This window comes from Sphingomonas corticis, from assembly GCF_012035195.1.
Taxonomy (GTDB): domain Bacteria; phylum Pseudomonadota; class Alphaproteobacteria; order Sphingomonadales; family Sphingomonadaceae; genus Sphingomonas; species Sphingomonas corticis.
Genome location: NZ_JAAVJH010000001.1, coordinates 309,458 through 334,228, shown reverse-complemented (window position 1 = coordinate 334,228; position 24,771 = coordinate 309,458). Strand labels below are relative to the sequence as shown.

At 72.2% G+C, this 24,771-nt stretch carries 26 protein-coding genes; 9 read left to right on the top strand and 17 right to left on the bottom strand.

Translation table 11 applies throughout. The features are described 5' to 3' along the window. The first annotated feature begins 13 nt into the window (after positions 1-13). From ilvD to HBH26_RS01700, 4 genes are read left to right on the top strand one after another with little or no spacing between them, the layout of a single operon-like run. Positions 14-1,735, top strand: a complete 1,722-nt coding sequence (gene ilvD / locus HBH26_RS01715) for a dihydroxy-acid dehydratase (RefSeq protein WP_168132835.1) — start codon at positions 14-16, stop codon at positions 1,733-1,735. Continuing rightward, positions 1,722-2,114, top strand: a complete 393-nt coding sequence (locus tag HBH26_RS01710) for a hypothetical protein (RefSeq protein WP_168132834.1) — start codon at positions 1,722-1,724, stop codon at positions 2,112-2,114. The genes ilvD and HBH26_RS01710 overlap by 14 nt, the downstream gene beginning before the upstream one ends. Continuing rightward, entirely contained in the window at positions 2,111-3,478 is a 1,368-nt protein-coding gene (locus tag HBH26_RS01705) for an NAD(P)H-hydrate dehydratase (RefSeq protein ID WP_168132832.1), read from the top strand. Before HBH26_RS01710 ends, HBH26_RS01705 begins: the two co-directional genes overlap by 4 nt. After that, positions 3,469-4,638, top strand: coding sequence for a class I SAM-dependent RNA methyltransferase (locus HBH26_RS01700; protein ID WP_168132830.1), 1,170 nt, complete (start codon positions 3,469-3,471; stop codon positions 4,636-4,638). Before HBH26_RS01705 ends, HBH26_RS01700 begins: the two co-directional genes overlap by 10 nt. A 4-nt stretch (positions 4,639-4,642) precedes the next feature. Here the strand turns inward: HBH26_RS01700 and truA are convergent, their stop codons facing one another. Continuing rightward, entirely contained in the window at positions 4,643-5,380 is a 738-nt protein-coding gene (gene truA, locus HBH26_RS01695; RefSeq protein ID WP_168132829.1) for a tRNA pseudouridine(38-40) synthase TruA, read from the bottom strand. Beyond that, the gene (gene fmt / locus HBH26_RS01690; RefSeq protein WP_168132827.1) at positions 5,377-6,288 is read right to left on the bottom strand and encodes a methionyl-tRNA formyltransferase; all 912 of its coding nucleotides are present in this window, start codon (positions 6,286-6,288) and stop codon (positions 5,377-5,379) included. The genes truA and fmt overlap by 4 nt, the downstream gene beginning before the upstream one ends. Positions 6,289-6,342: 54 nt before the next feature. Between fmt and recR the strand changes: the two genes are divergently transcribed. From recR to HBH26_RS01675, 3 genes are all read left to right on the top strand, one after another. Then, positions 6,343-6,939: a recombination mediator RecR gene (gene recR / locus HBH26_RS01685; RefSeq protein ID WP_168132825.1), complete on the top strand. Its 597-nt coding sequence runs from the start codon at positions 6,343-6,345 to the stop codon at positions 6,937-6,939. Positions 6,940-7,173: 234 nt separating this feature from the next. Beyond that, positions 7,174-7,710 carry a peptide deformylase gene (gene def, locus HBH26_RS01680; RefSeq protein WP_168132824.1) on the top strand — a complete coding sequence of 179 codons (537 nt, stop codon included), beginning with the start codon at positions 7,174-7,176 and terminating at the stop codon, positions 7,708-7,710. 61 nt (positions 7,711-7,771) lie between these two features. After that, entirely contained in the window at positions 7,772-9,154 is a 1,383-nt protein-coding gene (locus tag HBH26_RS01675; protein WP_168132822.1) for a DNA recombination protein RmuC, read from the top strand. Positions 9,155-9,174: 20 nt separating this feature from the next. Here HBH26_RS01675 and HBH26_RS01670 read toward each other — a convergent pair whose 3' ends face one another. The 8 genes from HBH26_RS01670 to HBH26_RS01635 form a co-directional block, all read right to left on the bottom strand. Then, entirely contained in the window at positions 9,175-9,861 is a 687-nt protein-coding gene (locus HBH26_RS01670; protein WP_209308255.1) for an META domain-containing protein, read from the bottom strand. Positions 9,862-9,915: 54 nt separating this feature from the next. After that, positions 9,916-10,713 (bottom strand): TrmH family RNA methyltransferase, encoded by a 798-nt coding sequence (locus tag HBH26_RS01665; protein ID WP_168132821.1) that lies wholly within the window; start codon positions 10,711-10,713, stop codon positions 9,916-9,918. 41 nt (positions 10,714-10,754) lie between these two features. After that, complete coding sequence (locus HBH26_RS01660) at positions 10,755-11,024, bottom strand: HPr family phosphocarrier protein (RefSeq protein ID WP_168132820.1); 270 nt, start codon at positions 11,022-11,024, stop codon at positions 10,755-10,757. Continuing rightward, positions 11,021-11,428 (bottom strand): PTS sugar transporter subunit IIA, encoded by a 408-nt coding sequence (locus tag HBH26_RS01655; RefSeq protein ID WP_168133054.1) that lies wholly within the window; start codon positions 11,426-11,428, stop codon positions 11,021-11,023. The genes HBH26_RS01660 and HBH26_RS01655 overlap by 4 nt, the downstream gene beginning before the upstream one ends. A gap of 34 nt (positions 11,429-11,462) precedes the next feature. Then, positions 11,463-12,362 carry an RNase adapter RapZ gene (gene rapZ / locus HBH26_RS01650; protein ID WP_275402929.1) on the bottom strand — a complete coding sequence of 300 codons (900 nt, stop codon included), beginning with the start codon at positions 12,360-12,362 and terminating at the stop codon, positions 11,463-11,465. Between the two features lie 80 nt (positions 12,363-12,442). Continuing rightward, positions 12,443-12,853 carry an HPr kinase/phosphatase C-terminal domain-containing protein gene (locus tag HBH26_RS01645; RefSeq protein ID WP_168132818.1) on the bottom strand — a complete coding sequence of 137 codons (411 nt, stop codon included), beginning with the start codon at positions 12,851-12,853 and terminating at the stop codon, positions 12,443-12,445. Beyond that, positions 12,850-14,421: a sensor histidine kinase gene (locus HBH26_RS01640; protein WP_168132816.1), complete on the bottom strand. Its 1,572-nt coding sequence runs from the start codon at positions 14,419-14,421 to the stop codon at positions 12,850-12,852. The genes HBH26_RS01645 and HBH26_RS01640 overlap by 4 nt, the downstream gene beginning before the upstream one ends. Continuing rightward, complete coding sequence (locus HBH26_RS01635) at positions 14,390-15,094, bottom strand: response regulator transcription factor (RefSeq protein WP_168132814.1); 705 nt, start codon at positions 15,092-15,094, stop codon at positions 14,390-14,392. The genes HBH26_RS01640 and HBH26_RS01635 overlap by 32 nt, the downstream gene beginning before the upstream one ends. A 129-nt stretch (positions 15,095-15,223) precedes the next feature. Between HBH26_RS01635 and HBH26_RS01630 the strand changes: the two genes are divergently transcribed. Beyond that, positions 15,224-16,825 (top strand): phosphoenolpyruvate carboxykinase, encoded by a 1,602-nt coding sequence (locus HBH26_RS01630; protein WP_168132813.1) that lies wholly within the window; start codon positions 15,224-15,226, stop codon positions 16,823-16,825. Between the two features lie 7 nt (positions 16,826-16,832). Here HBH26_RS01630 and HBH26_RS01625 read toward each other — a convergent pair whose 3' ends face one another. The 6 genes from HBH26_RS01625 to serS form a co-directional block, all read right to left on the bottom strand. After that, positions 16,833-17,981 carry a glycosyltransferase family 87 protein gene (locus tag HBH26_RS01625; RefSeq protein ID WP_168132811.1) on the bottom strand — a complete coding sequence of 383 codons (1,149 nt, stop codon included), beginning with the start codon at positions 17,979-17,981 and terminating at the stop codon, positions 16,833-16,835. Between the two features lie 52 nt (positions 17,982-18,033). Next, entirely contained in the window at positions 18,034-18,342 is a 309-nt protein-coding gene (locus tag HBH26_RS01620; RefSeq protein WP_168132810.1) for a PilZ domain-containing protein, read from the bottom strand. Positions 18,343-18,514: 172 nt separating this feature from the next. Continuing rightward, positions 18,515-19,741: a tyrosine--tRNA ligase gene (gene tyrS, locus HBH26_RS01615; protein WP_168132808.1), complete on the bottom strand. Its 1,227-nt coding sequence runs from the start codon at positions 19,739-19,741 to the stop codon at positions 18,515-18,517. Positions 19,742-19,781: 40 nt separating this feature from the next. Next, positions 19,782-20,849 (bottom strand): M23 family metallopeptidase, encoded by a 1,068-nt coding sequence (locus tag HBH26_RS01610; protein ID WP_168132806.1) that lies wholly within the window; start codon positions 20,847-20,849, stop codon positions 19,782-19,784. Then, positions 20,849-21,616 carry a 5'/3'-nucleotidase SurE gene (gene surE / locus HBH26_RS01605; protein ID WP_168132804.1) on the bottom strand — a complete coding sequence of 256 codons (768 nt, stop codon included), beginning with the start codon at positions 21,614-21,616 and terminating at the stop codon, positions 20,849-20,851. Before surE ends, HBH26_RS01610 begins: the two co-directional genes overlap by 1 nt. Continuing rightward, the gene (serS, locus tag HBH26_RS01600) at positions 21,613-22,887 is read right to left on the bottom strand and encodes a serine--tRNA ligase (protein ID WP_168132802.1); all 1,275 of its coding nucleotides are present in this window, start codon (positions 22,885-22,887) and stop codon (positions 21,613-21,615) included. The genes surE and serS overlap by 4 nt, the downstream gene beginning before the upstream one ends. A gap of 124 nt (positions 22,888-23,011) precedes the next feature. Here serS and HBH26_RS01595 point away from each other — a divergent pair, with 124 nt between their 5' ends. Continuing rightward, on the top strand, positions 23,012-23,521 hold the full coding sequence (locus HBH26_RS01595; protein ID WP_168132800.1) for a baeRF12 domain-containing protein: 510 nt from the start codon (positions 23,012-23,014) through the stop codon (positions 23,519-23,521). 102 nt (positions 23,522-23,623) lie between these two features. Here HBH26_RS01595 and HBH26_RS01590 read toward each other — a convergent pair whose 3' ends face one another. Then, positions 23,624-24,556, bottom strand: coding sequence for a hypothetical protein (locus tag HBH26_RS01590; RefSeq protein ID WP_168132799.1), 933 nt, complete (start codon positions 24,554-24,556; stop codon positions 23,624-23,626). Positions 24,557-24,771 lie beyond the last annotated feature (215 nt).

Here is a 24,771-nt window from a genome sequence, read left to right as displayed (position 1 = left end):
AGGCGTGCGCGCCATGACCGACCGTTTCGACAAGTCCCGCCTGCCCAGCCGCCACGTGTCGGTGGGGCCCGAGCGCGCGCCGCACCGCAGCTATTACTACGCCATGGGCCTGACCGAGGAGGAAATCGCGCGGCCGTTCGTCGCGCTCGCCTCCGCGGGCAACGACAGTGCGCCGTGCAACACGACGCTGGATGCGCAGGCCGACGCCGCGCGCGCGGGCGTGGAACAGGGCGGGGGCATGCCGCGCCGGTTCAACACCATTACCGTCACCGACGGCATCGCGATGGGCCACCAGGGCATGAAGGCGAGCCTCGTCAGCCGCGAGGTGATCGCCGATTCGGTCGAGCTGTCCGTCCGCGGCCATTGCTACGACGCGCTGGTCGGCTTCGCCGGCTGCGACAAGTCGCTGCCCGGCATGATGATGGCGATGCTGCGGCTGAACGTTCCGTCGATCTTCGTCTATGGCGGCTCGATTCTGCCCGGCCGCTACCAGGAGCGCGACGTCACCGTCGTCGACGTGTTTGAAGTGGTCGGGAAATATGCCGCCGGCGCCTGCCCGCTGTCGGAGGTGCACGCGCTGGAGAAGGTGGCCTGCCCCGGCCACGGCGCGTGCGGCGGGCAATACACCGCCAACACCATGGCCTGCGTCGGCGAGGCAATCGGATTGTCCTTGCCCAACAGCAACATGGTGCCGGCTCCTTACACCTCTCGCGAGCAGATCGCGGTGGCGGCGGGCGCGCAGGTGATGGAGCTGCTGGCACGCGACATCCGCCCGCGCGATATCTGCACGCGCGAGGCGTTCGAGAATGCGGCGCGGATCGTCGCGGCGACCGGCGGTTCCACCAACGGCGCGCTCCACCTGCCCGCGATGGCGCACGAGGCGGGGATCGACTTCGACCTGCACGACGTCGCCGCCATCTTCAAGTCGACGCCCTATTGCGCGGACCTGAAGCCCGGCGGTCAGTACGTGGCCAAGGACATGCACGAGGCCGGCGGCGCGTACATGCTGATGAAGACGCTGCTGGCCGAGGGGCTGCTCCACGGCGAGTGCATGACCGTGACGGGGCGGACGCTGGGCGAGAACATCGACCAGGTGACGTGGAACCCGGACCAGAAGGTGATCTACGACGCGCGCACGCCGATCACGCCGACCGGCGGCGTCGTCGGCCTGCGCGGATCGCTGGCACCCGAGGGCGCGATCGTGAAGGTGGCGGGAATGCACCGGCTGCAGTTCGAGGGGCCGGCGCGCTGCTTCGATTGCGAGGAGGATGCCTTCGCCGCGGTGGAGGCGCGCGCCATCGCCGAGGGGGAGGTGGTCGTCATCCGCTACGAGGGGCCGAAGGGCGGGCCAGGGATGCGCGAGATGCTGTCCACCACCGCCGCGCTCTACGGCCTGGGCATGGGCGAGAAGGTGGCGCTCATCACCGACGGGCGCTTCTCCGGCGCGACGCGCGGCTTCTGCATCGGCCATGTCGGGCCGGAGGCGGCGGCGGGCGGGCCGATCGCGCTGGTGGAGGACGGCGACCGGATCGCCATCGACGCCGAGGCGGGGACGATTGACCTGTTGGTCGCCGAGGACGTGCTGGCGGAGCGGCGCGCGCGCTGGCAGCCGCGGCAGAACGACTATGGCTCGGGCGCGCTGTGGCGCTACGCGCAGAACGTCGGCCCGGCGTGGGCGGGCGCGGTGACGCATCCGGGCGCGAAGGCCGAGCGCCACGTCTATGCGGATATCTAGCCCCGCGACGGCGCTGCTCCTCCTCGCCGCCTGTTCGGACCGGCCGGCGGACACCCAGGTGCTGGCCAAGGTGGAAGCCGAGCAGAGCGCGGCGGCGGCGGACGAAGGGCGCGTGAAGTGCGCGCTGGCGGGGGCGGCGGCGCTCGAGCGCGTATGCGGGGTGGAGCGGACGCAGGAGGCGCGCGGGCTGGTGCTGACGATGCGCCATCCCGACGGCGGATTCCGCCGGCTGCTCGTCACCAGCGACGGCCGCGGCGTGGTCGCGGCGGACGGGGCGGAGCGCGCCAAGGTCGCGATCGTCGATCCGACGGAGATCGAGGTGGCGCTGGGCGACGACGTCTACCGCCTGCCCGCGACGATGAGGGCGGCGGCGAAGTGATCGACATCGAGGGACAGCCGATCCTGACCGCGGCGCGGATGCGCACGGCGGAGGGCGCGAGCGGCGACAGCGCGGAGACGCTGATGGCGCGCGCCGGTGCGGCGATCGCGGTCGCCGTCGACCGGCTGGCGGCGCATCACGAGGTGCTGGTCGCCTGCGGCCCGGGCAACAACGGCGGCGACGGCTATGTCGCGGCGGCGCGGCTCGCCGCGCTGGGACGTCGCGTGCGCGTGGCGGCGAGCGCGGAGCCGCGCACGCCCGCGGCCATCGCGGCGCGGGCGGGCTGGGCCGGCGCGGTGGAGCCGCTGACGCACGCGGTCCCTGCGCCGGTGCTGGTCGACGCGCTGTTCGGCACCGGGCTGTCGCGTGCGCTGGAGGAGGACGCCGCGGCGGCGCTGCGGCGCCTGTCGCAGCGGGCGGACCTGGTGATCGCGATCGACCTGCCGAGCGGGCTGGCGACCGACGACGGCGCGGTGCTGAGCGAGACCGGCGCCGACGTGACGCTCGCGCTCGGCGCGGCGAAGCCTGCCCACGTGCTGCTGCCTGCGGCGGCGCGTTGCGGCGAGATACGGCTGCTCGACATCGGCGTGGCGGCGGCGGGCGACGACGCGGTGCTGCCGCACGCCGCGCTGTCCGTCCCGGCGACGGACGCGCACAAGTATAGTCGCGGCATGGTGGCGATCGTGGCGGGGCGGATGCCCGGCGCCGCGGCGATGGCGGCGGAGGCGGCGGCGCGGCTTGCGGGATACGTCCTGCTGCTGGGCAGCGCGACCGACCGGTTGCCCCACGCGGTGGTGCGCCGCCGCTGGTCCGCCGAAACGCTGGCCGATCCACGCATCGGCGCGGTGGTGATCGGCCCCGGACTGGGGCGCGACGATGACGCGCGCGCGAAGCTGGACGCCGCGCTCGCCACCGATCGCCCACTGGTGATCGACGGCGACGCGCTGCACCTGCTCGACCCCGCGCGGCTGCGCGGACGCGGGGCGGCGACGGTGCTGACCCCGCATGGAGGCGAGTTCGCGGCGCTGTTCGGCGATGGCGAGGCGAGCCGGATCGAGCGGGCCCGCGCCGCGGCGGTCGGATGCGGCGCGACCGTGGTGATGAAGGGGGCGGACACGGTGGTCGCGCACGCGGACGGGCGCACCCGCGTGGCGATGCACCGCGTGTCCTGGCTGGCGAGCGCGGGAACGGGGGACGTGCTGGCGGGGATCGTCGGTGGGCTGCTGTCGGGCGGGCGCGATCCCTTCGACGCGGCCGGCGACGCGGTGTGGCTCCACACCGAGGCGGCTCGGCGCGCCGGGTCGGCTTTCCTCGCCGACGACCTGCCGGACCACCTGACCGGAGCGATCGCCGCATGTCTGTGATCCTGCGAGTGGCCGCGCGCGGCGAGGGTGTCGCGGAGGACGGCCGCCACGCCGCCTTCGCCGCGCCCGGCGACGTGCTGGAGGCGGACGGCAGCGTCACGCCCGGCCCGCACCATCGGGTGCCGCCATGCCGCCACTTTCCGCAATGCGGCGGGTGCCAGCTCCAGCATCTCGACGACGACAGCTGGGCCGCGTTCCTTGTCGACCGCGTCGCGGGCGCGCTGGCGGCGCAGGGGCTGAGTGCGGACGTCCGCGCGCCGCTGCTGTCGCCGCCGCGCACCCGCCGTCGCGCGACGCTCCACTACGACCCGGCGGGGCGGCTGGGCTTCAGCGCGGAGAAGAGCCACCAGCTGATCGACCTGCAGGAATGCCACGTGCTGGCGCCCGAGCTGTTCGCGCTGGTGAAGCCGCTGAAGCGGCTGCTGCCGTCGTTCCGGCCGAAGCGACGGCTGGAGCTGAGAATGACGCTGGCCGACCAGGGCGTCGACCTGCTGATCGTCGGCGTCGCGCCCGAGGGGCTGGCGGCGCACGAGGCGATCACCGCCTTCGCGCAGGCGAACGGGGTGGCGCGGATCGCCTTCGACGAGGGGCTGGGGCCGGAGACGCGGTGGGAGCCCGACGCCGTGACGGTGACGCTGGGCGCCGTGCCGGTGCCGCTTCCGCCGGGATCGTTCCTCCAGGCGACGCGCGAGGGCGAGGCGGCCTTGGTGGCCGCGGTTCGCGAGGCGATCGGCGAGGCGCGCACGGTCGCCGACCTGTTCGCCGGACTGGGCACCTTCGCGCTGGCCCTGCCCGGCCGAGTCTACGCCGCGGAAGGTGGGCGCGACGCGGTGATGGCGCTGAAGGCGGCGGCGGGGCGGGCGCAACGCCCGGTCTTCGCCGAGCACCGCGACCTGTATCGCCGGCCGCTGACCGTGGCGGAGCTGGACCGGTTCGACGCCGTCGTCCTCGATCCGCCCCGCGCCGGCGCGCGCGAGCAGGCCGGCGCGCTGGCCGCATGCGCGGTACCGCGCCTCGCCTATGTCTCGTGCAATCCCAGCAGCTTCGCTCGAGATGCTCAGATGATGACGCAGGGCGGGTATCGGCTGGATTGGGTGGTGCCGGTGGGCCAGTTCCGCTGGTCGACCCACGTCGAGCTGGTGGGGCAGTTCAGCCGCTGACGCGTCAGTAGCGGGCGGTTACGAAGAACAGCCCGTCCGGCGGCGCGTTGAGCCCCAGTCGGGTGCGGTCGGCGGCGCGCAGCGCGTCGGCAAGGTCGTCGGCGCTCCATCGGCCGAGGCCGACCATGGCGAGGCAGCCGACCATCGAGCGGACCTGGTGATGCAGGAACGACCGTGCGGCCGCGGTGATCGCCACCAGATCGCCGTCGCGCTCCACCTCCAGCCGGTCGAGCGTCTTCACCGGGCTGGCCGACTGGCAGTGCGCGGAGCGGAAGGTGGTGAAATCGTGCCGGCCGACCAGCAGCTGCGCCGCGTCGTGCATCGCCGCGGCGTCCAGCTGCTGCGGCACGTGCCACGCCAGTCCCTTCTCGAACGTCAGCGGGGCGCGACGATTGACGATGCGATACTCGTACTCGCGGCCGAGGCAGGAGAAGCGTGCGTGCCAGTCGTCGGCCGCTTCCTCGCACGCCAGGATCGCGACCGGTGCGGGACGCAGCCGGGCGTTCAGCGCCTCGCCCAGCCGGAACGGCGCGATCGGCTTCGCGATGTCGCAGTGCGCGCGCATGGCGATGCCGTGCACGCCCGCGTCGGTGCGCCCAGCGGCGTGGACCGCCACCGTCTCGCCGGTGACGGAGAAGACCGCCTCCTCGATCGCCTGCTGCACGCTCGGCCCGTGCGCCTGCCGCTGCCAGCCGAAGAACGGACGGCCGTCATACTCCACCGTCAGTGCGAACCGCGTCACAGGTTCGTACCGGAAGCCACGGGATACCCACGGAGAAACTCGTCGAGCGACGCGACGCCGCGGCCCGCGCGCTGGAGCGTGACGGGCCGGATCGCGCCGTCGCCACAGGCGATCGTCAGCCGGTCGTCCACCGTCGTTCCCTCGCCGCCGGGAAAGGAGAAGGGCAGCACCTCGGCGGCGAGCAGCCTAACCCGCTCGCCCGCCAGCTCGAACCAGGCGCCGGGGGCCGGGTTCATCGCGCGGACCAGACGCTCGACCTGCGTGGCGGGCTGCGCCCAGTTGATCCGCGCCTCCGCCTTGTCGATCTTCGCAGCATAGGTGACGCCCGCCTCGCGCTGCGCCACGGCCGGATGCGCGGAAAGATCGGCGAGCGTCTCGACCATCAGCCGCGCGCCCAGTTGCGCCAGCTCGGTCGTCAGCTCGCCCGCGGTCTTGCGGTCGATCGCGGTGCGCCCCTCCAGCCGCACCGGCCCGGTGTCGAGCCCCGCCTCCATCTGCATGATGCCGACGCCGGTCTCCCCGTCCCCCGCCAGGATGGCGCGCTGCACCGGCGCGGCGCCGCGCCAGCGCGGCAGCAGCGAGCCGTGGACGTTGAGGCAGCCGTGCCGCGGCGCGTCCAGCACCGCGCGCGGCAGGATGAGGCCGTAGGCGGCAACCACGCCCACGTCGGCGTCGAGCGCGGCGAAGGCGGCCTGCTCCTCCTCCCCCTTCAGCGACACCGGCGAGCGGACGGCGACGCCCAGCGCCTCCGCCCGGCGCTGCACCGGGGAGGCGACCAGCCCGCGCCCGCGCCGCCCGGCCGGGCGCGGCGGCTGCGTGTAGGCGGCGACGATGTCGTGCCCCGCCGCCGCCAGCGCGTCGAGCGTCGGCACCGCGAAGTCGGGCGTTCCCATGAAGACGATCCGCATGGGCGCGTTCTCGACACGCTGGCGGGGCGTCGCGCAACCCCCTATCTGTTCCCCATGGCATCGCAGGAGATCGAGGCGCTGACGAGCGCGCTGGCGCGGCTTCCCGGCTTCGGCCCGCGATCGGCGCGGCGCGCGGTGCTGCATCTCGTCAAGAAGCGCGAGGCGGCGCTGGCGCCGCTGCGCGCGGCGCTGACCGCGGTGGAGGAGCGGCTGACGACCTGCGCCACCTGCGGCAACGTCGACACGACCGATCCATGCGCGATCTGCGCCGACCCGCGCCGCGACCCTCGCGCCTTGTGCGTGGTGGAGGACGTGAGCGACCTGTGGGCGCTGGAACGCTCGCGGCTGTTCCCCGGCCGCTTCCACGTGCTGGGCGGGCGGCTGTCCGCGCTGGAGGGCGTGCGACCGGAGGATCTGGCGATCGAGGCGCTGGTGGCGCGCGTCGCCGGCGGCGGCGTGGACGAGGTGGTGCTGGCGATGAACGCCACCCTGGAGGGGCAGACGACCGCGCATTACGTCGCCGAGCGGCTGGAGAAGTTTCCGGTGCGGCTGACCCAGCTGGCGCACGGCCTGCCGGTGGGGGGCGAGCTCGACTATCTCGACGAGGGCACGCTGGCGCAGGCGCTGCGCGCGCGGCGGCCGGTCGGGTAGAAGAGCCTCGCGCAGAGACGCAGGGGCGCGGAGAGGTTTCATGCGCGGCAGCGCACCGGATAGGATCCCAGCCGCCTGGAGGACAGCCGCTGCGCGGAGAACCGAACAGCTCTGCGCTTCCGCGTCTCTGCGCCACTATCTCTGGTCCTCGCCCATCCACCTAATCCCAGCCAACCTACCTCCAGCCAACCTATCCATTGCGAACGCGCTGCCCCGTCGCCTAAGGCGCGCGGCATGGCTATTCTTCCCATCGTCGAGGTTCCCGATCCCGTCCTGCGCCGGACGTGCGCGCCCGTGGCCGAGGTGACGGACGAGGTGCGCGGCATCGTCGCCGACATGTTCGACACGATGTACGACGCGCGCGGCATCGGCCTGGCCGCGATCCAGGTCGGCATCCTCCAGCGCATCGTCGTCATCGACCTGCAGGACCGCGAGACGGAGGAGGAGGAGCCCGCGCCCGAGGCGGCGCGCGATCCGCACGCCTTCATCAATCCGGAGATCGTCGAGGTCAGCGAGGAGCTGTCGACCTACAACGAAGGCTGCCTCTCGATCCCGGAGCAATATGCCGAGGTGACCCGCCCGGCACGCTGCCGGGTGACGTGGCTCGACACGGACGGCGCGCGGCAGGAGGCCGAGTTCGACGGGCTGATGGCGACGTGCATGCAGCACGAGATCGATCACTTGAACGGCGTACTGTTCATCGATCACATCTCCCGATTGAAGCGGGGCATGTTGCTGAAGAAGCTGGACAAGCTGCGCCGGGCGGGGTGACGGGCTGGGGGTCGGGCGCGGGGCTTGCCCCGGCCTTCGCGTTCCGGCTATGTTCGCTCCGATGGCCGATATCCTCCCCTATGCGCTGCTCGCGCTCGTCCTCGGCCTCGTCGCCGGCTGGCTGATCGCGCAGCGCGGCGTCGTGGCGGCGCGCGGCGAGCGCGATGCGGAGGCGGCGCAGTTCAGGCGCGCGATCGCCGATCTCGCCGCGGCGGAGGAGCGCGCGAAGGCGGCGGAGGCGCTGCGTACCGAGCTGGGAGCGGCGCGGACCGAGCGCGACGTCGCGGCGCGGCAGGTCGCCACGCTGGAAGCGGAGGGGCGCGCCGCGGCGGAGCGGATCGCCGACCTGAAATCCACCGCCGACGATCTGGAACGCCGCTTCAAGGAGGTGGCGCAGTCGACCCTGGGCGAGGCGCAGAAGGCGTTCCTCGACCGCGCGGAGGCGCGCTTCCGCCAGTCCGAGGAGGCGGCGGGGCAAGGGCTGAAGGCGCTGCTCCAGCCGGTGCACGAGCGGCTGCACCGCTACGAGGCCGGCGTCGAGCAGGTGGAGGCGGCACGGCGCGACGCCTTCGGTCAGCTCCACGGGCAGATCGAGGCGCTGCGCGCCGGGCAGGAGCGCGTCTCCGGTGAGGCGGCGAAGCTGGTCAACGCGCTGCGCAACGCGCCCAAGGCGCGCGGGCGCTGGGGCGAGCAGCAATTGCGCAACGTGCTGGAGAGCTGCGGGCTTGCCGAGCACACCGACTTCCGCATGGAAGTGTCCGTCGCCGGGGAGGACGGCGGGCGGCTGCGGCCGGACGCGATCGTGCGGGTGCCCGGCGGCAAGTCGCTCATCATCGACGCCAAGGTGTCGCTCAACGCCTATCAGGACGCGTTCGGCGCGGTGGACGAGGGTGAGCGGCAGGTGGCGCTGACCGCGCATACGCAATCGATGCGCGCACATGTCGCCGCATTGGGCGCCAAGGCATACTGGGCGCAGTTCGACGATGCGCCCGATTATGTCATCATGTTCGTGCCGGGGGAGCATTTCCTGACCGCCGCGCTGGAGCACGATCCGCGGTTGTGGGAGGATGCGTTCGACCGGCGCGTGCTGCTGGCGACGCCGACGAACCTGATCGCGATCGCGCGCACCGTGTCGGCGGTATGGCGGCAGGAGAAGCTGGCGGCGCAGGCGCAGGAGATCGCCACGCTGGGCAAGGAGCTGTACGCGCGGCTGGCGACGATGGGCGCGCACGTCTCCAAACTGGGCAAGAACCTCGACACGGCCATGGGCGCGTACAACGCCTTCGTCGGCAGCCTGGAGAGCCAGGTGCTGACCAGCGCGAAGCGGTTCGAGGCGTTGAACATCGACACCGGCACCCGTGCGATCGAATCGCTGCCAGTCGGCGAGCAGATCGCACGCCCACTGACCAAGCTGGCGCCGGTAGTGGACGAGGCGGCGGAATAGTCCGCGAGGCGGCGGAGACGCTATTCCCGCCGCAGCGTTACCGTGCCGCGCGTGCCGCCTGTTCCGCGCAGCACCAGCGTCTCCTTCCCTTGCCAGCGCAGCGTCGCGGGCGCACCGAGGATCGTCATCAGCCGAGTCTCCACCGCGCCGCCCGCGCCGATGCACGCCATGCGCGTCGAGCGGAGCGGGCCGGGGGCGAGCCGGTCGCGTTCCAGCGCATAGTTGCCGCTGAAGCGGTTGCAGCCGGAGAAGCCCTCCATGCGATCGGCGGTGAAGCGCAGCGTCGCGGCGCGCGGCAGGCGCACGGTGCGGCCGTCGATCGCCGTCACGCGCCAGCCGGTGCCCGCGAGTGCGGCGGCCCCCGCCGCCGCGCCACCGCACCCGCGCAGCGTGCGCCCGCGGTAGGTGACGGTGACGCGATCGGGGAAGCGGCGGTCGCTCATCCCGTCGCTGCAGGGGCGCCGCTCCGTTTCCATCGTCACCGCCGGGTTGCGCCAGCGCCACCCGCGCGCGGTGGCGACGGGCGAGCGCACGAGCAGCAGGACCTCGGGCTTGCCCGGCTCGCTGAGGCGCAGCTGGCGCCCTTCGACGACGACGTTCCAGAACGGCTCGGTGCCGAGCGCGCGATAGGTGTTCGGCGGCGTGGCGGCAGCGGCGGGGGAAGCGGCGGCGGGCGCGGCGGCGGCGAGGATCGTGAGCATCAACATCGGCATCTCCCTGGCGATCGATCCTAGCCGGCGGGCGGATGAACGCACGCTGGATCAGCGATGCCGCGCGAGCACCTCATAGGCCATGACGGCGGTGGCGACGGCGGCGTTCAGGCTGTCCGCCTTGCCCAGCATCGGCAGCTTCACGAGCAGGTCGCACGCCGCCTCGTAGTCGTCGGGCAATCCCTGCGCCTCGTTGCCGGTAAGCAGGAAGGTGGGCGCGGCATAGGCGACGGCGCGGTAGTCGTGCTCGGTCTGGAGGCTCAGGCCGACGAGCTGGCCCGGGCCGCCGCGCAGCCAGGCGAGGAACTCCTCCCACCCGGTCCGCACGATCGGCACGGTGAACAGCGCGCCCATGCTGGCGCGCACCGCCTCCACGGAGAAGGGATCGACGCAGTCGCCGACGAGGATCAGCCCGCCCGCGCCCACCGCGTCGCCGGTGCGCAGGATGGTGCCGAGGTTGCCGGGATCGCGCAGACGCTCCGCGACGAGAAAGATCGACGCCGCGCCGCGATCCAGCTGGTCGAGCCGCGTCTCGAACTGGTCAAACACGCCGACCACCGCCTGCGGATTGTCCTTCCCCGACAGCTTGGAGAGGATGGCGGGCGTCGTCTCCACCGCCTCGCCCCCCGCCGCCTCCACCGCATGGACGAGCGCGCGGACCAGCGGGTGCGCGGCGCTGGCGGCGGCGAAGAACAGGAAGCGGGGCACGCGCCCGGTCTCGCGCGCCTCGGTCAGGATGCGCAGCCCCTCGGCGAGGAACAGGCCCTCCTCGCGCCGGTGGCGCTTCTCGCGCAGCGCCTGGACGCGCTTGACCAGCGGGTTGGAGAAGGCGGTGATCTCGCGCGGCATGGCCGGGCGGTAGCGGAGGGGAGAAGCGGGGGGAAGGGCGCTCAATCCTCGCCGAACTTGTCCTCCACCAGCGCGCACATCGTCGCGACCACCGCCTCCGCCTCGTCGCCGGTGGCGCTGATCGTGATCGTGTCGCCGCGCGCGGCGCCCAGCATCATCAGCCCCATGATCGACGTCCCGGTGACTTCGGAGCCGCCCTTCGCCACCGTCACGGGGATCGGCTGCGTGCTGGCCAGCGTGACGAACTTGGCGCTCGCGCGCGCGTGCAGCCCGCGGCGGTTGGTGATCTCCACCTCGCGCGACGCGCTCAAGCCGCGGCCTCGCCCAGCACTTCGGAGGCGACGGAGATGTACTTGCGCCCCGCCTCGCGCGCGGCGGCCACCGCGGCGACGACGGTCATCGCCTTGCGCGCCGATTCGAGCCGGATCAGCATGGGCAGGTTGATTCCCGCGATCACTTCCACGCGTCCCCGCTCCATCAGGCTGATGGCGAGGTTGGAGGGGGTGCCGCCGAACAGGTCGGTCAGCACGATCACGCCGCGTCCCCCGTCGACGTCGGCGATGGCGGCGGCGATGTCGGCACGCCGGCCCTCCATGTCGTCCTCCGGCCCGATGCAGACGGTGCGGATCTGCTTCTGCGGGCCGACGACATGTTCCATCGCGGTCACGAACTCGTCGGCCAGCCGGCCGTGGGTGACGAGCACCAGCCCGATCATCTGCATCGATATTCCGTTCATCGTCTCGGGCTCTTTACCGGCGCGGCCGTCCTTCGAGCGCATCCTGCGGTGCCGCCGCCAGGTCGCGATGCGCGATGGTGGGCGAAAACCCCGCGTCGCGCAACCGCTTCGCGATCCGTTCGGCGACGTGGACCGAGCGGTGTTTCCCTCCGGTACACCCGATCGCGATGGTGACATAGGCCTTGCCTTCGGCGCGATAGCGGGGAAGCAGCAGCAGCAGCAGCTCCTCGATCCGACCCACCGCCTCCTCGTAGGCGGGGTCGGCGGCGACATAGGCGGCGACCGCGGGATCGCGCCCGGTGAGCGGGCGAAGCGCCTCGTCCCAATGGGGATTGCGCAGGAAGCGCATGTCGAAGACGAGGTCCGCCTCCGTCGGCACGCCGCGGGCGAAGCCGAACGACTGGACCGACAGCGTCGTCCCGCCCAGCCCGTCGCGCGCGAAGTCGCGGCGGATGCGCGCGGCAAGATCGTGCGCGGACAGCGTGCTGGTGTCGATCAGCCGGTTGGCCCAGCCGCGCAGCGGCGACAGCAGCGCGCGTTCGCCGACGATGCCGTCGCGCGCGGGGCGGTCCGCGGCCAGCGGGTGGCGACGGCGCGTCTCGTCGTAGCGGCGTTCCAGCTCGTGCGTGGCGCAATCGAGGAAGAGGACGCCGATCTCGAACGCCGGATCGGCACGCAGCGCGTCGATTGCTGCGATCGCGGTTTCCGGATCGAAGTCGCGGGTCTGCGCGCCGAGGCCCAGCGCGATCGGGCGCCGGCCGCCGCCCTCGCGCCGCTCGCCGTCCAGCATGGCGGTCAGGAGCGACATGGGCAGGTTGTCGACCACTTCCCAGCCCAGGTCCTCCAGCGCCTTCATCACGGTGACGCGGCCGGCACCGGACATGCCGGTGACGATCAGCACCTCCACCGGCAGCACCTCCACCGGCAGCACCTCCACCGGCAGCACCTCCACCGGCGGCGCCCCCACCGGCAGCGCCTCGATCGGCTCGTCCGTCATCGCGCCATCTGCTCCATCGCCCATTCCACCTTGATCGGCGCGGAGGGCGCGCGCGGATCGATCGTCACCTGCGGCACCGCGACGCCGGCCAGCGTCAGCGTCGCCGCGTCGGGCATCCGCTCCTCCACGCCCAGCCGGACGGCCAGCGCGATCGTGGCGCGATCCTGATACGGCATCGTGACGATGCCCAGGCCGCGCACCTCCATCTTTCCCGCGATCGTCCCCGGCGCGCTCGCTACCAGCGCGCCGGCGTCGTTCTCCAGCCGGGTATAGTCGTCGGACACCAGGCGCGCACCACGGTCGATCAATCGCATGGCCAGATCGGACTTCCCCGCGCCCGATTCGCCCAGGATCAGGACGCCGCGCCCGCCAATCGCCACGCAGGTGGCGTGGACCGGCGCGGTCACGCGTGCGCCAGCGGCAGGCGGACGACGAAACGCGCGCCGGCGAGCCGATCCTCGCGCGGTTCCACGCGGATGTCGCCCTGGTGCCCCTCGACGATCGTGCGCGCGATGGCGAGCCCCAGGCCGCTGTGCTCGCCGAACGCCTCGCCGGAGGGGCGGACGGAGTGGAAGCGGCGGAAGATGGTCTCGCGCGCCTCCTCCGGCACGCCCGGCCCCTCGTCCTCGACACGCACCTCCAGCTCCTCGCCAACGCGCCGCGCGGCGATGGAAACGGTGCCGCCCGCGGGCGAGAAGGAGACGGCATTGTCGATCAGGTTCGCGAACACCCGCTCCAGCCGCGCGCCTTCGCCCAGCACGACGAGGCCGCCATCGTCCTGCCGGTCGAAGCGCAGCCGCACCCCGCGCGCCACCTCGCGCTCGGTTCGCGCGGCGACCTGCGCGGCGAGCATCCCGCCGACGTCCACCGGTTCGAAGGTGGCGCGGGCGAGCTGCGCATCGAGCCGCGAGGCGTCGGAGATGTCGCTGATGAGCCGGTCGAGCCGGTGCACGTCGTCGGAGACGATGGCGAGCAGGCGAGCGCGCAGCGCGGGATCCTCCACGCGCTCCAGCGCGTCGGCGGCGGAACGGAGCGAGGCGAGCGGGTTCTTCAGCTCGTGCGTCACATCCGCGGCGAACGCCTCCGTCGCGTCGATACGGGCGCGCAGCGCGAGGCTCATGTCGCTGAGCGCGCGGGCGAGCATCCCGATCTCGTCGCGCCGGTCGGGCAGGCGCGGCACCACCACCTCGCGCGCCCGGCCCAGCCGCACGCGCACCGCGGCGCGGGCGAGGCGGCGCAACGGGTTGACGATGGTGCGCGCCAAAAACAGCGACAGCGACAGGCTGATCGCGGCGACGACGATCAGCAGCACGGACAGGCGGAACCGCTCCACGCGCACCCGCTCGGTCACGTCGCGAGCGTTGACCGTCGAGAGCAGGCGCTCGCCCGAGGGGAGGGCGGCGGCCGCGGTGATGACCGGCGTGCGATCGGGCGCACGCCAGACCGACGCGGAGGTGGGGCGGCCCGAGCCGATCGCGGCCACGTCGGGCCAGCGCCGCCCGTCGCGCCGCTCGCGATAGAGCGGCGTGCGGGGCGCGCGGACGATCCGGTCGATCGCCGCGTCCAGCCAGCGCGCGCTGCGCTGTCCCCAGCCGTCGGTGTTCGGATCGACCAGCCGGAAGTTCCGCACGCCCAGCGCCGCGCTGTCCGCCAGCGCCGCGCCGTCGGCGGCGTAGACGCGCAGCCGCGTGCCCGTGTCCACCGCCAACCGCGTCAGCAGCGCGGGCCGCTGCGCCGCGGGCACGGCGGCCAGCGCCTCGCCCATCAGCTGCGCCTCTCGCGCGGCCTGTTCCGTGCGGCCGTCGAGGATGCGGCTGCGGAAGGAATCGAGGTAGAAGAAGCCGCCGGCCAGCAGCAGCAGCGCGATCGCGTTCACGGCGAGGATGCGCGGCGTGAGCGAGACCCGGCCGGACCAGTTGGCCGCCTGCTCGCCTGCGTGCGCCTCACTCCTCCGCGAAACGGTAGCCGGCGCCATAGAGCGTCTCGATCGAATCGAAGGCCTCGTCCACCTCGCGGAACTTGCGGCGCACGCGCTTGATGTGCGAGTCGATGGTGCGGTCGTCGACGTAGATGTCGTCCTGGTAGGCCGCGTCCATCAGCTGGTTGCGCGTCTTCACGATGCCGGGGCGCTGCGCCAGCGTCTCGAGGATCAGGAATTCGGTGACGGTCAGCGTCACCGGGTGGCCGTTCCAGCTGACGCGGTGGCGCGCCGGGTCCATCAGCAGCCGGCCGCGTTCCAGCGGACCCTGCACCTCGGCCTCGCCGTCGTCGGGCGCGGCGGACAGTTCGGCGCGGCGCAGGATGGCGCGGATGCGCGCGATCAGCAGGCGTTGGCTGAACGGCTTGGCGATGTAATCGTCCGCACCCATGGCGAGGCCCAGCGCCTCGTCCAGCTCGTCGTCCTTGCTGGTGAGAAAGATGACCGGCACCTGGCTCTTCTCGCGCAGGCGGCGCAGCAGCTCCAGCCCGTCCATCTGCGGCATTTTGATGTCGAGGATGGCAAGGTCGCACGGATTGTCGACCAGCGCCTTCAGCGCGGTCTCCCCGTCCGAGTAGAGGCGGGTCAGGAACCCCTCGGTCTGGAGCGCGATCGAGACCGACGTCAGGATGTTGCGGTCGTCGTCGACCAGGGCGATCGTGGCGGTCATAACCGAGCCAGCGCTAGCCGTTATGCCGCAAAGGTCAATCGGCGCCGGTTTGACGCCCCCGCCCGCCACCGATATGCGCGGGGCAACGACGCATACGTATGCGCGAGATAGAAACCGAGGGGAAACGAGTTGAGCGATCGCATTCCGGACGCCGGGCTGGAGGCCCAGGGCATCGAGACCCGCGCCACGCTGCACTGGAACCTGGTGACGGCACGGCTGGTGGAGGCGGCGGTCGCCCGCAACGAGGGCAAGCTCTCCGCCGACGGCCCGCTGGTGGTGGAGACCGGCCAGCACACCGGCCGCAGCGCGCAGGACAAGTTCATCGTCCGCGACGCCGAAACCGAACCCAGCGTGTGGTGGGGCAAGTCGAACAAGGGCATGGACCCGGCGCATTTCGCCGCGCTGAAGGAGGACTTCCTCGCCCAGCTGCGCGACAAGGCGGACCTGTTCGTGCAGGACCTGTACGGCGGATCGCAGCCGGGGCACCGGGTGCGCGTGCGCGTCGTCAACGAGCTCGCCTGGCACAACCTGTTCATCCGCACCATGCTGGTCCGGCCGGAAGAGCCCGAGCTGAAGGGTTTCGAGGCGGATTACACGATCATCGACCTGCCCAGCTTCCGCGCCGATCCCGCGCGGCACGGCACGCGCAGCGAGACGGTGATCGCGGTGAACTTCACCGAGAAGCTGGTGCTGATCGGTGGCACCAAATACGCCGGCGAGATGAAGAAGTCGGTATTCGGCATCCTCAATTACCTATTGCCGACGACCGGCGTGATGCCGATGCACTGTTCGGCGAACATGGGCGCGGACGGGCGCACCGCGGTGTTCTTCGGCCTGTCGGGCACCGGCAAGACGACGCTGTCCGCCGACCCGCAGCGCACGCTGATCGGCGACGACGAGCACGGCTGGTCCGACACCGCGGTCTTCAATTTCGAGGGCGGCTGCTACGCCAAGATGATACGCCTGTCCGCCGACGCCGAGCCGGAGATCTTCGCCACGACCAAGCGCTTCGGCACCGTGCTGGAGAACGTGGTGATGGACGAGGTGACGCGGCAGCTCGACCTCGACGACAACAGCCTGGCCGAGAATTCGCGCGGCGCCTATCCGATCGACTTCATTCCGAACTCGTCGGACGAGAACATGGGCGGCGTGCCCAGCAACATCGTGATGCTGACCGCCGACGCCTACGGCATCCTGCCGCCAATCGCGAAGCTGACGCCGGACCAGGCGATGTACCACTTCCTGTCGGGCTACACCGCGCGTGTGGCGGGGACGGAGATCGGCGTGACCGAGCCGGACGCCACCTTCTCCACCTGCTTCGGCGCGCCGTTCATGCCGCGCCACCCGTCGGTCTACGGCAACCTGCTGAAGGAGCGGATCGCGCGCGGGCAGGTGGACTGCTGGCTGGTCAACACGGGTTGGACCGGGGGCAAGTACGGCGTGGGCAGCCGGATGCCGATCAAGGCCACGCGCGCGCTGCTGAACGCCGCGCTCGACGGCAGCCTGAACGACGCGGAATTCCGCACCGACCCCAATTTCGGGTTCAAGGTGCCGGTGGCGGTGCCCGGCGTCGATGCCGCGATCCTCGATCCGCGCGCGACCTGGGCGGACAAGCCGGCCTACGACGCCACCGCCGCGCGGCTGGTCGACCTGTTCAACGAGAATTTCGCGCAATTCGCCGACCACGTCGATCCCGGCGTGCGCGCGGCGGCGCCGAAGGTGGCCGCGTAGCGCCGGCTCAGCCGGCGGCGGGCGTGGTCCGCAGGCGGCGCGGGCCGTCGCGGTGCGTGGCGGCGAGATGCTGGCGCCACGCGAGCGCGAGCAGGGCGAGCGTGAGGAGCGGGGCGGCCGGCAGGCGTCCCGCTTCCGTCGCGATCATCGCGAAGGCGAGCGCGGGGACGGCGTAGAGCAGCGCGGCGGTGCGCTGGCGCATTCCGCGCGCCAGCAGGTGCCCAACCGCGGGCAGCAGGATCGCCTGGTCGTAGAGGTAGAGGTACGGGCTGATCGTGGCGCTGGCGATGCCCAGCGTGCCGGCGCGTGCCAGCGGATCGTCGGTGGTGCGCCACGTCCGCAGCATCAGCGCCACCGCCGCCGCGGCCCCCGCCACGTGGATCGCCCAGGCCAGCGGATCGGGCACGCCGCCCGCGCGTGCGAGCGCGTAGAGGCTCGCCATCTTCTGCCAGCCGACCAGATCCTGCGTCGCGATCCGGCCGTAGAGCGGCAGCAACTCGACGAACCCGGTCCAGGCCGCCGGGCCGAACAGCGCCAGGCTGGCGAGCGACAGCGCGGCGAGCGTCAGCACCGCCGCCGCGATCGAGCGCCACGCCGCCACGGCGAGCAGCGCGAGCGGGATCGCGAGGCCGAGCTGGGGCTTGTAGGCCAGCGCGCCGAACAGCACGCCCGCCACCCACGGCCGCCGCGCGAGCAGCGCGACCCCGCCGCCCATCAGCGCGGCGCTGAGCAGGCCGTTCTGCGCGATCACGCCCGCCGCGACGACTGGAGGAAATGCCATTGCCAGCCGCACCGCACCCGGCATCAGCGCGCGCCACGCCGCCAGCAGCGCCGCCAGGGTGGCGACGGTCCAGGCGAGCGCGGCCCCGCCGAACGGCAGCAGCGCGAAGGGCGTGACGAGGAAGAGGAAGAAGGGCGGGTAGGGGAAGGGCATCCCCATCCGCTCCGCCACCGCGGTCAGCTCCATCGCCTGGTGCCGGGCGAGGTTCCACGCGTCGGCGGCCGTGCCGGCGAGCGCCAGCCGCCCCGCGGCGTAGAAGCTGACGAAATCCATGCCGAACGGATCGGCGATGTTCACCGCGTGCGCCGTGGCGACGATCGTCAGGCAGGCGATCGCGGCCCAGCGCCACCCGTCATGCCATCGCCCGTCGCTCATGCACGCCGTGTATCGCGGCGATGGTTACCGCGGCGTTGCGCGGCTCGCTCGCCTATCGCATCATCGCCAGCACGCGCGGATACTCCTCCGCGGGGATCGCGACCTCGAACCTGCATCCGATCCGCCCACCCAGCGACCAGCGGACCTCGGCGGCGCGGGGACCGACGACGGGCAGGTCGATCAGCAGGCGGTCGCCGGTCGCGACCGGCTCGTCCACGCGCGCCATGGCGCCGTGCGGCGACAGGTTGACGACCAGCACCGGAAGCCGCGCGCCCTGCGCATCCGCCACGCGGACGCGGCGCCACGTCTCGTCACGCGGCGTGGCGCGGTCTTCCTGCCATGGGGCGTGGCGCAGGGCCATGCTAGGTCCTTTCGGTACGGACCCAAGGCTTCATCAGCCACGCGTTAACAAAGCGTCAACGCTGCGGCCAACTCCCTGCCCATGCGACGAAAGGCCTAGCCAAGGACGCTCCTTGCCTGCGTCATCCCAGGCGTACCGATGACGGCGGACGGTCGGCGCGGGAAGCGGGGGCTCAGGAAGGCACGACCAGCCCGTGGTGCTTCTTGCCCGCGGACACGCGCACCGGCGCGCCGGAGAGCGCGATGGTCGCGGCCTCGTCCGCCACCTTCTCGCCCTCCACGCGCGCGCCGCCGCCCTTGATGAGGCGTCGCGCCTCGCCCTTCGACGCGGCGAAGCCGAGCGCGACCAGTGCGTCCACAAGCGCGATCGAGCCTGCGGCGGCGATCTGCGGCAGCGCGTCGCCGCTCGCGCCTTCCTCGAACGTGCGCCGCGCGGTCTCCGCGGCTTCGGCAGCGGCGGCGGGGCCGCGGCACATGGCGGTCGCCTCGTTCGCCAGCACCTTCTTCGCCTCGTTGATCTCTGCGCCGCCCAGCGCCTCCAGCCGGGCGATCTCGTCCAGCGGCAAATCGGTGAACAGCCGCAGGAAGCGGCCGACATCGCGGTCGTCGGTGTTGCGCCAGAACTGCCAGTAATCGAAGTGCGGCAGCTGGTCCTCGTGCAGCCACACCGCGCCCGACACGGTCTTGCCCATCTTCTCGCCCGAGGCGGTGGTCAGCAGCGGGGTGGTGACGCCGAACACCTCCGCGCCGTCCATCCGTCGCGCCAGCTCGATACCGTTGACGATGTTCCCCCACTGGTCGCTGCCGCCCATCTGCAAGCGGACGCCCAGCCGCTTCGCCAACTCGCGGAAGTCGTAGCCCTGCAGGATCATGTAGTTGAATTCGAGGAAGGAGAGCGACTGTTCGCGATCCAGCCGCAGCTTCACCGAATCGAAGCCGAGCATCCGATTGACGCTGAAATGCTGTCCCACCTCGCGCAGGAAGGGGATGTATTCCAGCCGGTCGAGCCAGTCGGCGTTGTTGACCATCACCGCGTCGGTCGGATCGTCGCCGAAGCTGAGGAAGCGGGCGAAGATGCGCTGGATGCCGGCGATGTTCGCCGCGATCGTCTCCTCGCTCGACAGCTTGCGCGCTTCGTCCTTGAAGCTGGGATCGCCGATCTTGCCGGTGCCGCCGCCCATCAGCACGACCGGCTTGTGCCCGCTCTGCTGCAGGCGGCGCAGCAGCATGATCTGCACCAGGCTGCCGACGTGCAGCGACGGCGCGGTCGGATCGAAGCCGATGTAGCCCGGCACCACCGAGGACGCGGCGAGCGCGTCGAGCGCGGCGGCGTCGGTCGCCTGGTGGATGTACCCGCGCGCGGCGAGGGTGCGGAGCAGGTCGGAGCGGAACTCGGTCATGATGCGGGCGCGCTTAGCACGATTCGCGTGGCCGGAAAGGTCAGCGCCGCGGCAATTGCCCGACCGGGTCCACCGGCGTGCGCCCGCGGCGCAGCTCGAAATGCAGCTCGGGCCGGTCGGCGTAGCCGGACTGTCCCGACAAGGCGATCGTCTGCCCACGCTTCACCGCCTGGCCGCGGCGGACCAGCAGCTTGCCGGCGTGGCCGTAGATCGAGGCCCAGCCGCCGCCGTGCCGGACGATCACGAGCCCGCCCAGTGCCGCGATCCCGTCGCCGACATAGGCGACCTCGCCGTCGGCGGCGGCCTTTACGGGAGTGCCGGGCGGGACGGCGATCTTGACGCCGTCGTTGCGCTCCCCGCTCGCGCCCGGGCCGAAGCGGCGGACGAGGCGCCCGGCCACCGGCCAGGCAAACCGGCCGGGGCTCGGCGGGGTGCCGACGACCGCGGTGGTGGCGGGCAGCACGCGGCGCGGCGTGGCAACGGGCCTCGCCGCGGGCCGGTTCGCCGCCACGGCCGGCTGGCCGCCGGTGAGGATCGAATCGATGTCGAGCGTGAAGGCGGCGGCACGCTCCGCCGCGGACGGGCGGCGCGCGGCGTCGCCGGGGATCAGCACCCGCTGGCCCACGCGCAGCACGAACGGCTCGGCGAGGCAGTTCGCCGCCACCACCTCCGCCCATCGCACGCCATAGGCGCGCGCGATGGCGATGCCGGTCTGCCCCGGCTTCACAAGGTGATAGCGCCCGCCGGGGACGGCCAGCACCTGCCCGGCGGCGAGCGGATAGGGCGGGGCGAGGCCGTTGGCGCGCGCGATCGCCTCCACGCCCGCGCCCGTGCGCGCCGCGATGCCGCGCAGCGTCTCGCCCGCGCGGACCGTCAGGCGGGTCGGCGCGACCGGCGTCGCGTCGGCAACGACGGGGCGCACTTCCCACGCGGGGCGGGGGGCGGGCAGCTGGCTAACGCCGGTGGCGGGGCTCTCCACCGGCGGTTCGGGCCCCTGCGGCGGTGGGACGGCCGCGGGCGCGGGCTCCGCCACCTCCGGCGACGGCCGCTCGCCCGCGGGCAGGCAGGCGGCGAGCAGCAGCGGCAGGAGACCAGCGCCGCGCCGCATCACCCGCGGTAGAGCGCCTCCAGCGCGGGCAGCGAGGCGTGGTGCGTCAGGTCCAGGTGCAGCGGCGTGACCGTGACATGGCCGTCCGCCACGGTCGGCAGGTCGGTACCGTCGTCGCACGGCGGCGCGATGCTGCCCAGCGCCAGCCAGTAATAGGGGTAGCCGCGCGGATCGGTGCGCGGGTCGAAGCGGACGCGGCCGTAGTCGCGCAGGCCCTGCGGCACCACCTTCACGCCCTTCACCGCGCCGGCGTCGGGCGAGGGGAAATTGACGTTCACCATCGTGCGCGCAGGCCAGTCGTGGTCGAGCAGCGGGCGCAGCACCCGCGCGCCCCACTCCTCCGCCGCGGCGAAGGACACGTCGTCGCCGGGCTCCACCGCGCCGTAGCGCTGCGACAGTGCGACCGAGCGGATGCCGGCGAGCGCGCCCTCCATCGCGGCGGAAACGGTGCCGGAGTACATCACGTCCTCCGCCAGGTTGCCGCCGCGGTTCACGCCGGAGAGGATCAGGTCGGGCGGGCCGTCGCTCATCAGCTCGGCCAGCGCGATCATCACCGCGTCGGTGGGCGTGCCCGCCACGGCGTAGCGCCGCTCGGCGAACTGCCGCACGCGCAGCGGCCGGGTGAGCGTGAGCGAGCGGCCGGTGCCCGACTGCTCCTCCGCCGGCGCCACGATCCACACGTCGTCGGACAGCTCCGCCGCGATCTTCTCGAGCACGGCAAGGCCGGGGGCGTGATAGCCGTCGTCGTTGGACAGGAGGATTCTCACCGGCGCGGCTCCAGCACGGTCAGCCCGCCGAGATACGGCTGAAGCACGCTCGGGATCGCGACCGAGCCGTCCTCCTGCTGGTAATTCTCGATCACGGCGACCAGCGTGCGCCCGACCGCGAGACCCGATCCGTTGAGCGTGTGGACGAAGCGCGTGCCCTTCTCGCCGTCCGGCCGATAGCGCGCGTTCATGCGGCGCGCCTGGAAATCCCCCACCGCGGAGCAGGACGAGATCTCGCGCCACGCGTCCTGGCCGGGCAGCCACACCTCCAGGTCGAAGGTGCGGCGCGCGCCGAAGCCCATGTCGCCCGTGCACAGGAGCAGGCGGCGGTAGGGCAGGTCGAGCTTCTCCAAGATCCCCTCGGCGCAACGCGTCATCCGCTCGTGTTCCGCATCGGTCTCGTCGGGGCGGCAGATGCTGACCAGCTCGACCTTCTCGAACTGATGCTGCCGGATGAAGCCGCGCGTGTCGCGCCCCGCCGCGCCCGCCTCGCTGCGGAAGCACAGCGTGTGCGCGGCCATGCGCATCGGTTCGGCCAGCTCGTCGAGGATGCGGTCGGCGACCGACGCGGTCAGGCTGACCTCCGCGGTCGGGATCAGCCAGCGGCCATCGGTGGTGCGGAAGGAATCGTCCGCGAACTTGGGCAGCTTGTCCGTGCCGTACATCGCGGCGTCGTTGACCAGCACCGGCGGGTTGCACTCGACGTAGCCGTTCGCGTCGACGTGGCGGTCGATCATAAACTGCGCGAGCGCGCGATGCAGCCGGGCGATGCCGCCGCGCAGGAAGGTGAAGCGGGCGCCCGACAGCCGTGCACCCGTCTCGAAATCCAGGCCCAGCGCCGGACCCAGGTCGGCGTGTTCCTTCGGCGCGAACGCGAAGGTGCGCGGCGTGCCCCAGCGCTTCAGCTCCACGTTATGGCTCTCGTCCGCGCCGTCGGGCACGTCGTCGGCGGGCAGGTTCGGGATGGTCGCCAGCCGGTCGACCAGCGTGGCGGCCGCGGCCTTCTGTTCGGCCTCCAGCTCGGGCAAGCGCTCCTTCAGCGCCGCCACCTCGGCCATCAGGTCGGTGGGATCGTCGCGGCGCGATCTGGCGGCGCCGATCTCCTTGGACGCCTCGTTGCGGCGCGCGAGCAGCGCCTGCACCTCGGTCGTCAGCGCGCGCGCGCGCTCGTCGATCGCCAGCACCTCCGCCGAGACCGGCGCGAGCCCGCGCCTCGCGAGGGCGGCGTCGAAGGCGGCGGGATCGTCGCGGATCAGGCGGATGTCGTGCATGCCAGCGCTATGGCGGGGCGCGCCCCGGCTCGCAACCCGGCCCCTCTCGCAACCCGCCCCTTCGCAACCGGGTGGCCGCGCGTGGCGTTGGAGCGGCAGGCACAAGCAATCAGGAGAACGCCCCGTGCAGGTCCCCCACAATTCGGTCGTCGTCGTCGCGGACGGACGCAAGATGCTGTTCCTGCGCAACGAAGGCGATGCGGAATATCCCAATCTGATCGTCGAGACCGCGCAGGAGAAGCCCAATCCCGCGACCCGCGACCAGGCCACCGACGCCTCGGGCGCGGCATCGTCGACGCAGTCGGGACCGGGCGCGCCGGCGGTGGCGCAGAACGGGTCCAACCACGCGCAGGGCGGCGGCGCCCAGTTCGCGCCCTCGCGCGGCAGCTTCGAGCAGACCGACTTCCACCAGCTGGAGGAGGATCGCTTCGCCGCGGAGGTGGCCGACCTGCTGAAGAAGCGCGCGCTGAAGAACGATTTCGAATCGCTCATCATCATCGCTCCGCCCAAGACGCTGGGCGAGATGAGGAAGCATTACCACAAGGAGGTGAGCCAGCGGCTGACGGGCGAGCTCGACAAGGACCTGACCGGCCACCCGATCCCTGACATCGAGCAGGCGCTGCTGTCGGCCTAAAACGGCGGATCCCCGACCCGTCATGCCGGGGTCAGTCCGGCGTGACGGCAGTGCGGCCGGGTCGCGAAGGGGCGGAGCGTCATCGCTCCGCCGCCTCGCGGCTCAGGCCGCCCGTTTCGCCAAACGGCGGCGCGCCACCAGCCCCGCGGCGGCGGCGCCGAACAGGATGACCATTGGCGGGGCGGGGACGGGGGCGGGGTTGCCGCTGCTGCTGCCGCCGGGGCCGCAATGGCCGTACTTGCAGCCGCCCGGCCCGCTCGACGTCCAGCCGCCGCTGGTCGACCAGCCCTTGGAACTGGAGCCGTAGGAGGAGGACGAGGTCGAAGTGGTGCTCGACTGGTTCTGGCCCTGACCCTGCTGTTGCCCCTGCTGCTGGTTCTGCTGCTGTTCCTGGTTCTGCGACTGCTGGTTGGTGTTGTTGTTCGTGTTCGTGTTCTGATTGTTGCTCTGGCTCGAATTGTTGTTCGTGTTGGTCGAGCTGTTGTTGCTGCTGTTGTTGTTGTTCGAGCTGTTGTTCGCCGAATTGTCGACATTGTTGTTGTTCGAGTTGTTCACGTCGACGACCGCGCCCCCGCTGGACGTGGAGCTGGAGACGTTGCCCGAGCTGCTGGTGGAGCTCGACCCGCTGGTGCTGGACGTGGAGCTGACCACGATCGACCCGCTGCTGCCCCCGCCCGATCCGCCGAAGAAGCCGCCGGCGAAGAAGCCGCCGCCACCGAACCCGCCGCCTCCGAAACCGCCCGTCACCACCGCCGGCGCCACCTCGCCGCCGCCGGCGAAGACCGGCGCGGGGGGCAGCGGCACCGGCACGGGCGCCCCCTGGCTGGCGATCGTCACCGTCGTCGCGGCGCAGGCCTGCCCGCCCTTCACGATGCGGCGGACCTTGCCCGTGCTGGCGTAGGAGCGCCGCACGACGCGCTTGGCCACCTTCTTCGTATAGGCGGCGCGCGCCTTGCCGGTCTCCGCGACGTGGACGGCGCCGCCGCCGATCAGCGCCCCGCCGCAGGTGCAGGCGCACAGTTTCGCCAATGCCATCCGGACCGACATACGACATTCTTTCCCTGGCGGCGATCGTCGCCGTCGTTTGCAAAGCAACCGTTGAACGGTGGCTCATCGGCCAAAGTGCAAAACAAACATTTAAGTTCAACCTTGTTAACTACGAACCGGCGGAGGCGGGGCACCCGTATTGGGACAGCGTCCGCGTCACTATGGTTAACGTGCCGGCACAGGACGTTCTGCGCGCCGGTTCG

Excerpts from the sequence above, each read along its gene's own strand:
- ilvD (WP_168132835.1), top strand. The coding sequence starts at position 14 with ATGACCGACCGTTTCGACAAGTCCCGCCTGCCCAGCCGCCACGTGTCG.
- HBH26_RS01710 (WP_168132834.1), top strand. The coding sequence starts at position 1,722 with ATGCGGATATCTAGCCCCGCGACGGCGCTGCTCCTCCTCGCCGCCTGT.
- HBH26_RS01700 (WP_168132830.1), top strand. The coding sequence starts at position 3,469 with ATGTCTGTGATCCTGCGAGTGGCCGCGCGCGGCGAGGGTGTCGCGGAG.
- fmt (WP_168132827.1), bottom strand. The coding sequence starts at position 6,288 with ATGCGGATCGTCTTCATGGGAACGCCCGACTTCGCGGTGCCGACGCTC.
- recR (WP_168132825.1), top strand. The coding sequence starts at position 6,343 with ATGGCATCGCAGGAGATCGAGGCGCTGACGAGCGCGCTGGCGCGGCTT.
- def (WP_168132824.1), top strand. The coding sequence starts at position 7,174 with ATGGCTATTCTTCCCATCGTCGAGGTTCCCGATCCCGTCCTGCGCCGG.
- HBH26_RS01675 (WP_168132822.1), top strand. The coding sequence starts at position 7,772 with ATGGCCGATATCCTCCCCTATGCGCTGCTCGCGCTCGTCCTCGGCCTC.
- HBH26_RS01670 (WP_209308255.1), bottom strand. The coding sequence starts at position 9,861 with ATGTTGATGCTCACGATCCTCGCCGCCGCCGCGCCCGCCGCCGCTTCC.
- HBH26_RS01665 (WP_168132821.1), bottom strand. The coding sequence starts at position 10,713 with ATGCCGCGCGAGATCACCGCCTTCTCCAACCCGCTGGTCAAGCGCGTC.
- HBH26_RS01655 (WP_168133054.1), bottom strand. The coding sequence starts at position 11,428 with ATGATCGGGCTGGTGCTCGTCACCCACGGCCGGCTGGCCGACGAGTTC.
- HBH26_RS01640 (WP_168132816.1), bottom strand. The coding sequence starts at position 14,421 with ATGGCGCCGGCTACCGTTTCGCGGAGGAGTGAGGCGCACGCAGGCGAG.
- HBH26_RS01635 (WP_168132814.1), bottom strand. The coding sequence starts at position 15,094 with ATGACCGCCACGATCGCCCTGGTCGACGACGACCGCAACATCCTGACG.
- HBH26_RS01625 (WP_168132811.1), bottom strand. The coding sequence starts at position 17,981 with ATGAGCGACGGGCGATGGCATGACGGGTGGCGCTGGGCCGCGATCGCC.
- HBH26_RS01620 (WP_168132810.1), bottom strand. The coding sequence starts at position 18,342 with ATGGCCCTGCGCCACGCCCCATGGCAGGAAGACCGCGCCACGCCGCGT.
- tyrS (WP_168132808.1), bottom strand. The coding sequence starts at position 19,741 with ATGACCGAGTTCCGCTCCGACCTGCTCCGCACCCTCGCCGCGCGCGGG.
- HBH26_RS01610 (WP_168132806.1), bottom strand. The coding sequence starts at position 20,849 with ATGCGGCGCGGCGCTGGTCTCCTGCCGCTGCTGCTCGCCGCCTGCCTG.
- serS (WP_168132802.1), bottom strand. The coding sequence starts at position 22,887 with ATGCACGACATCCGCCTGATCCGCGACGATCCCGCCGCCTTCGACGCC.
- HBH26_RS01590 (WP_168132799.1), bottom strand. The coding sequence starts at position 24,556 with ATGGCATTGGCGAAACTGTGCGCCTGCACCTGCGGCGGGGCGCTGATC.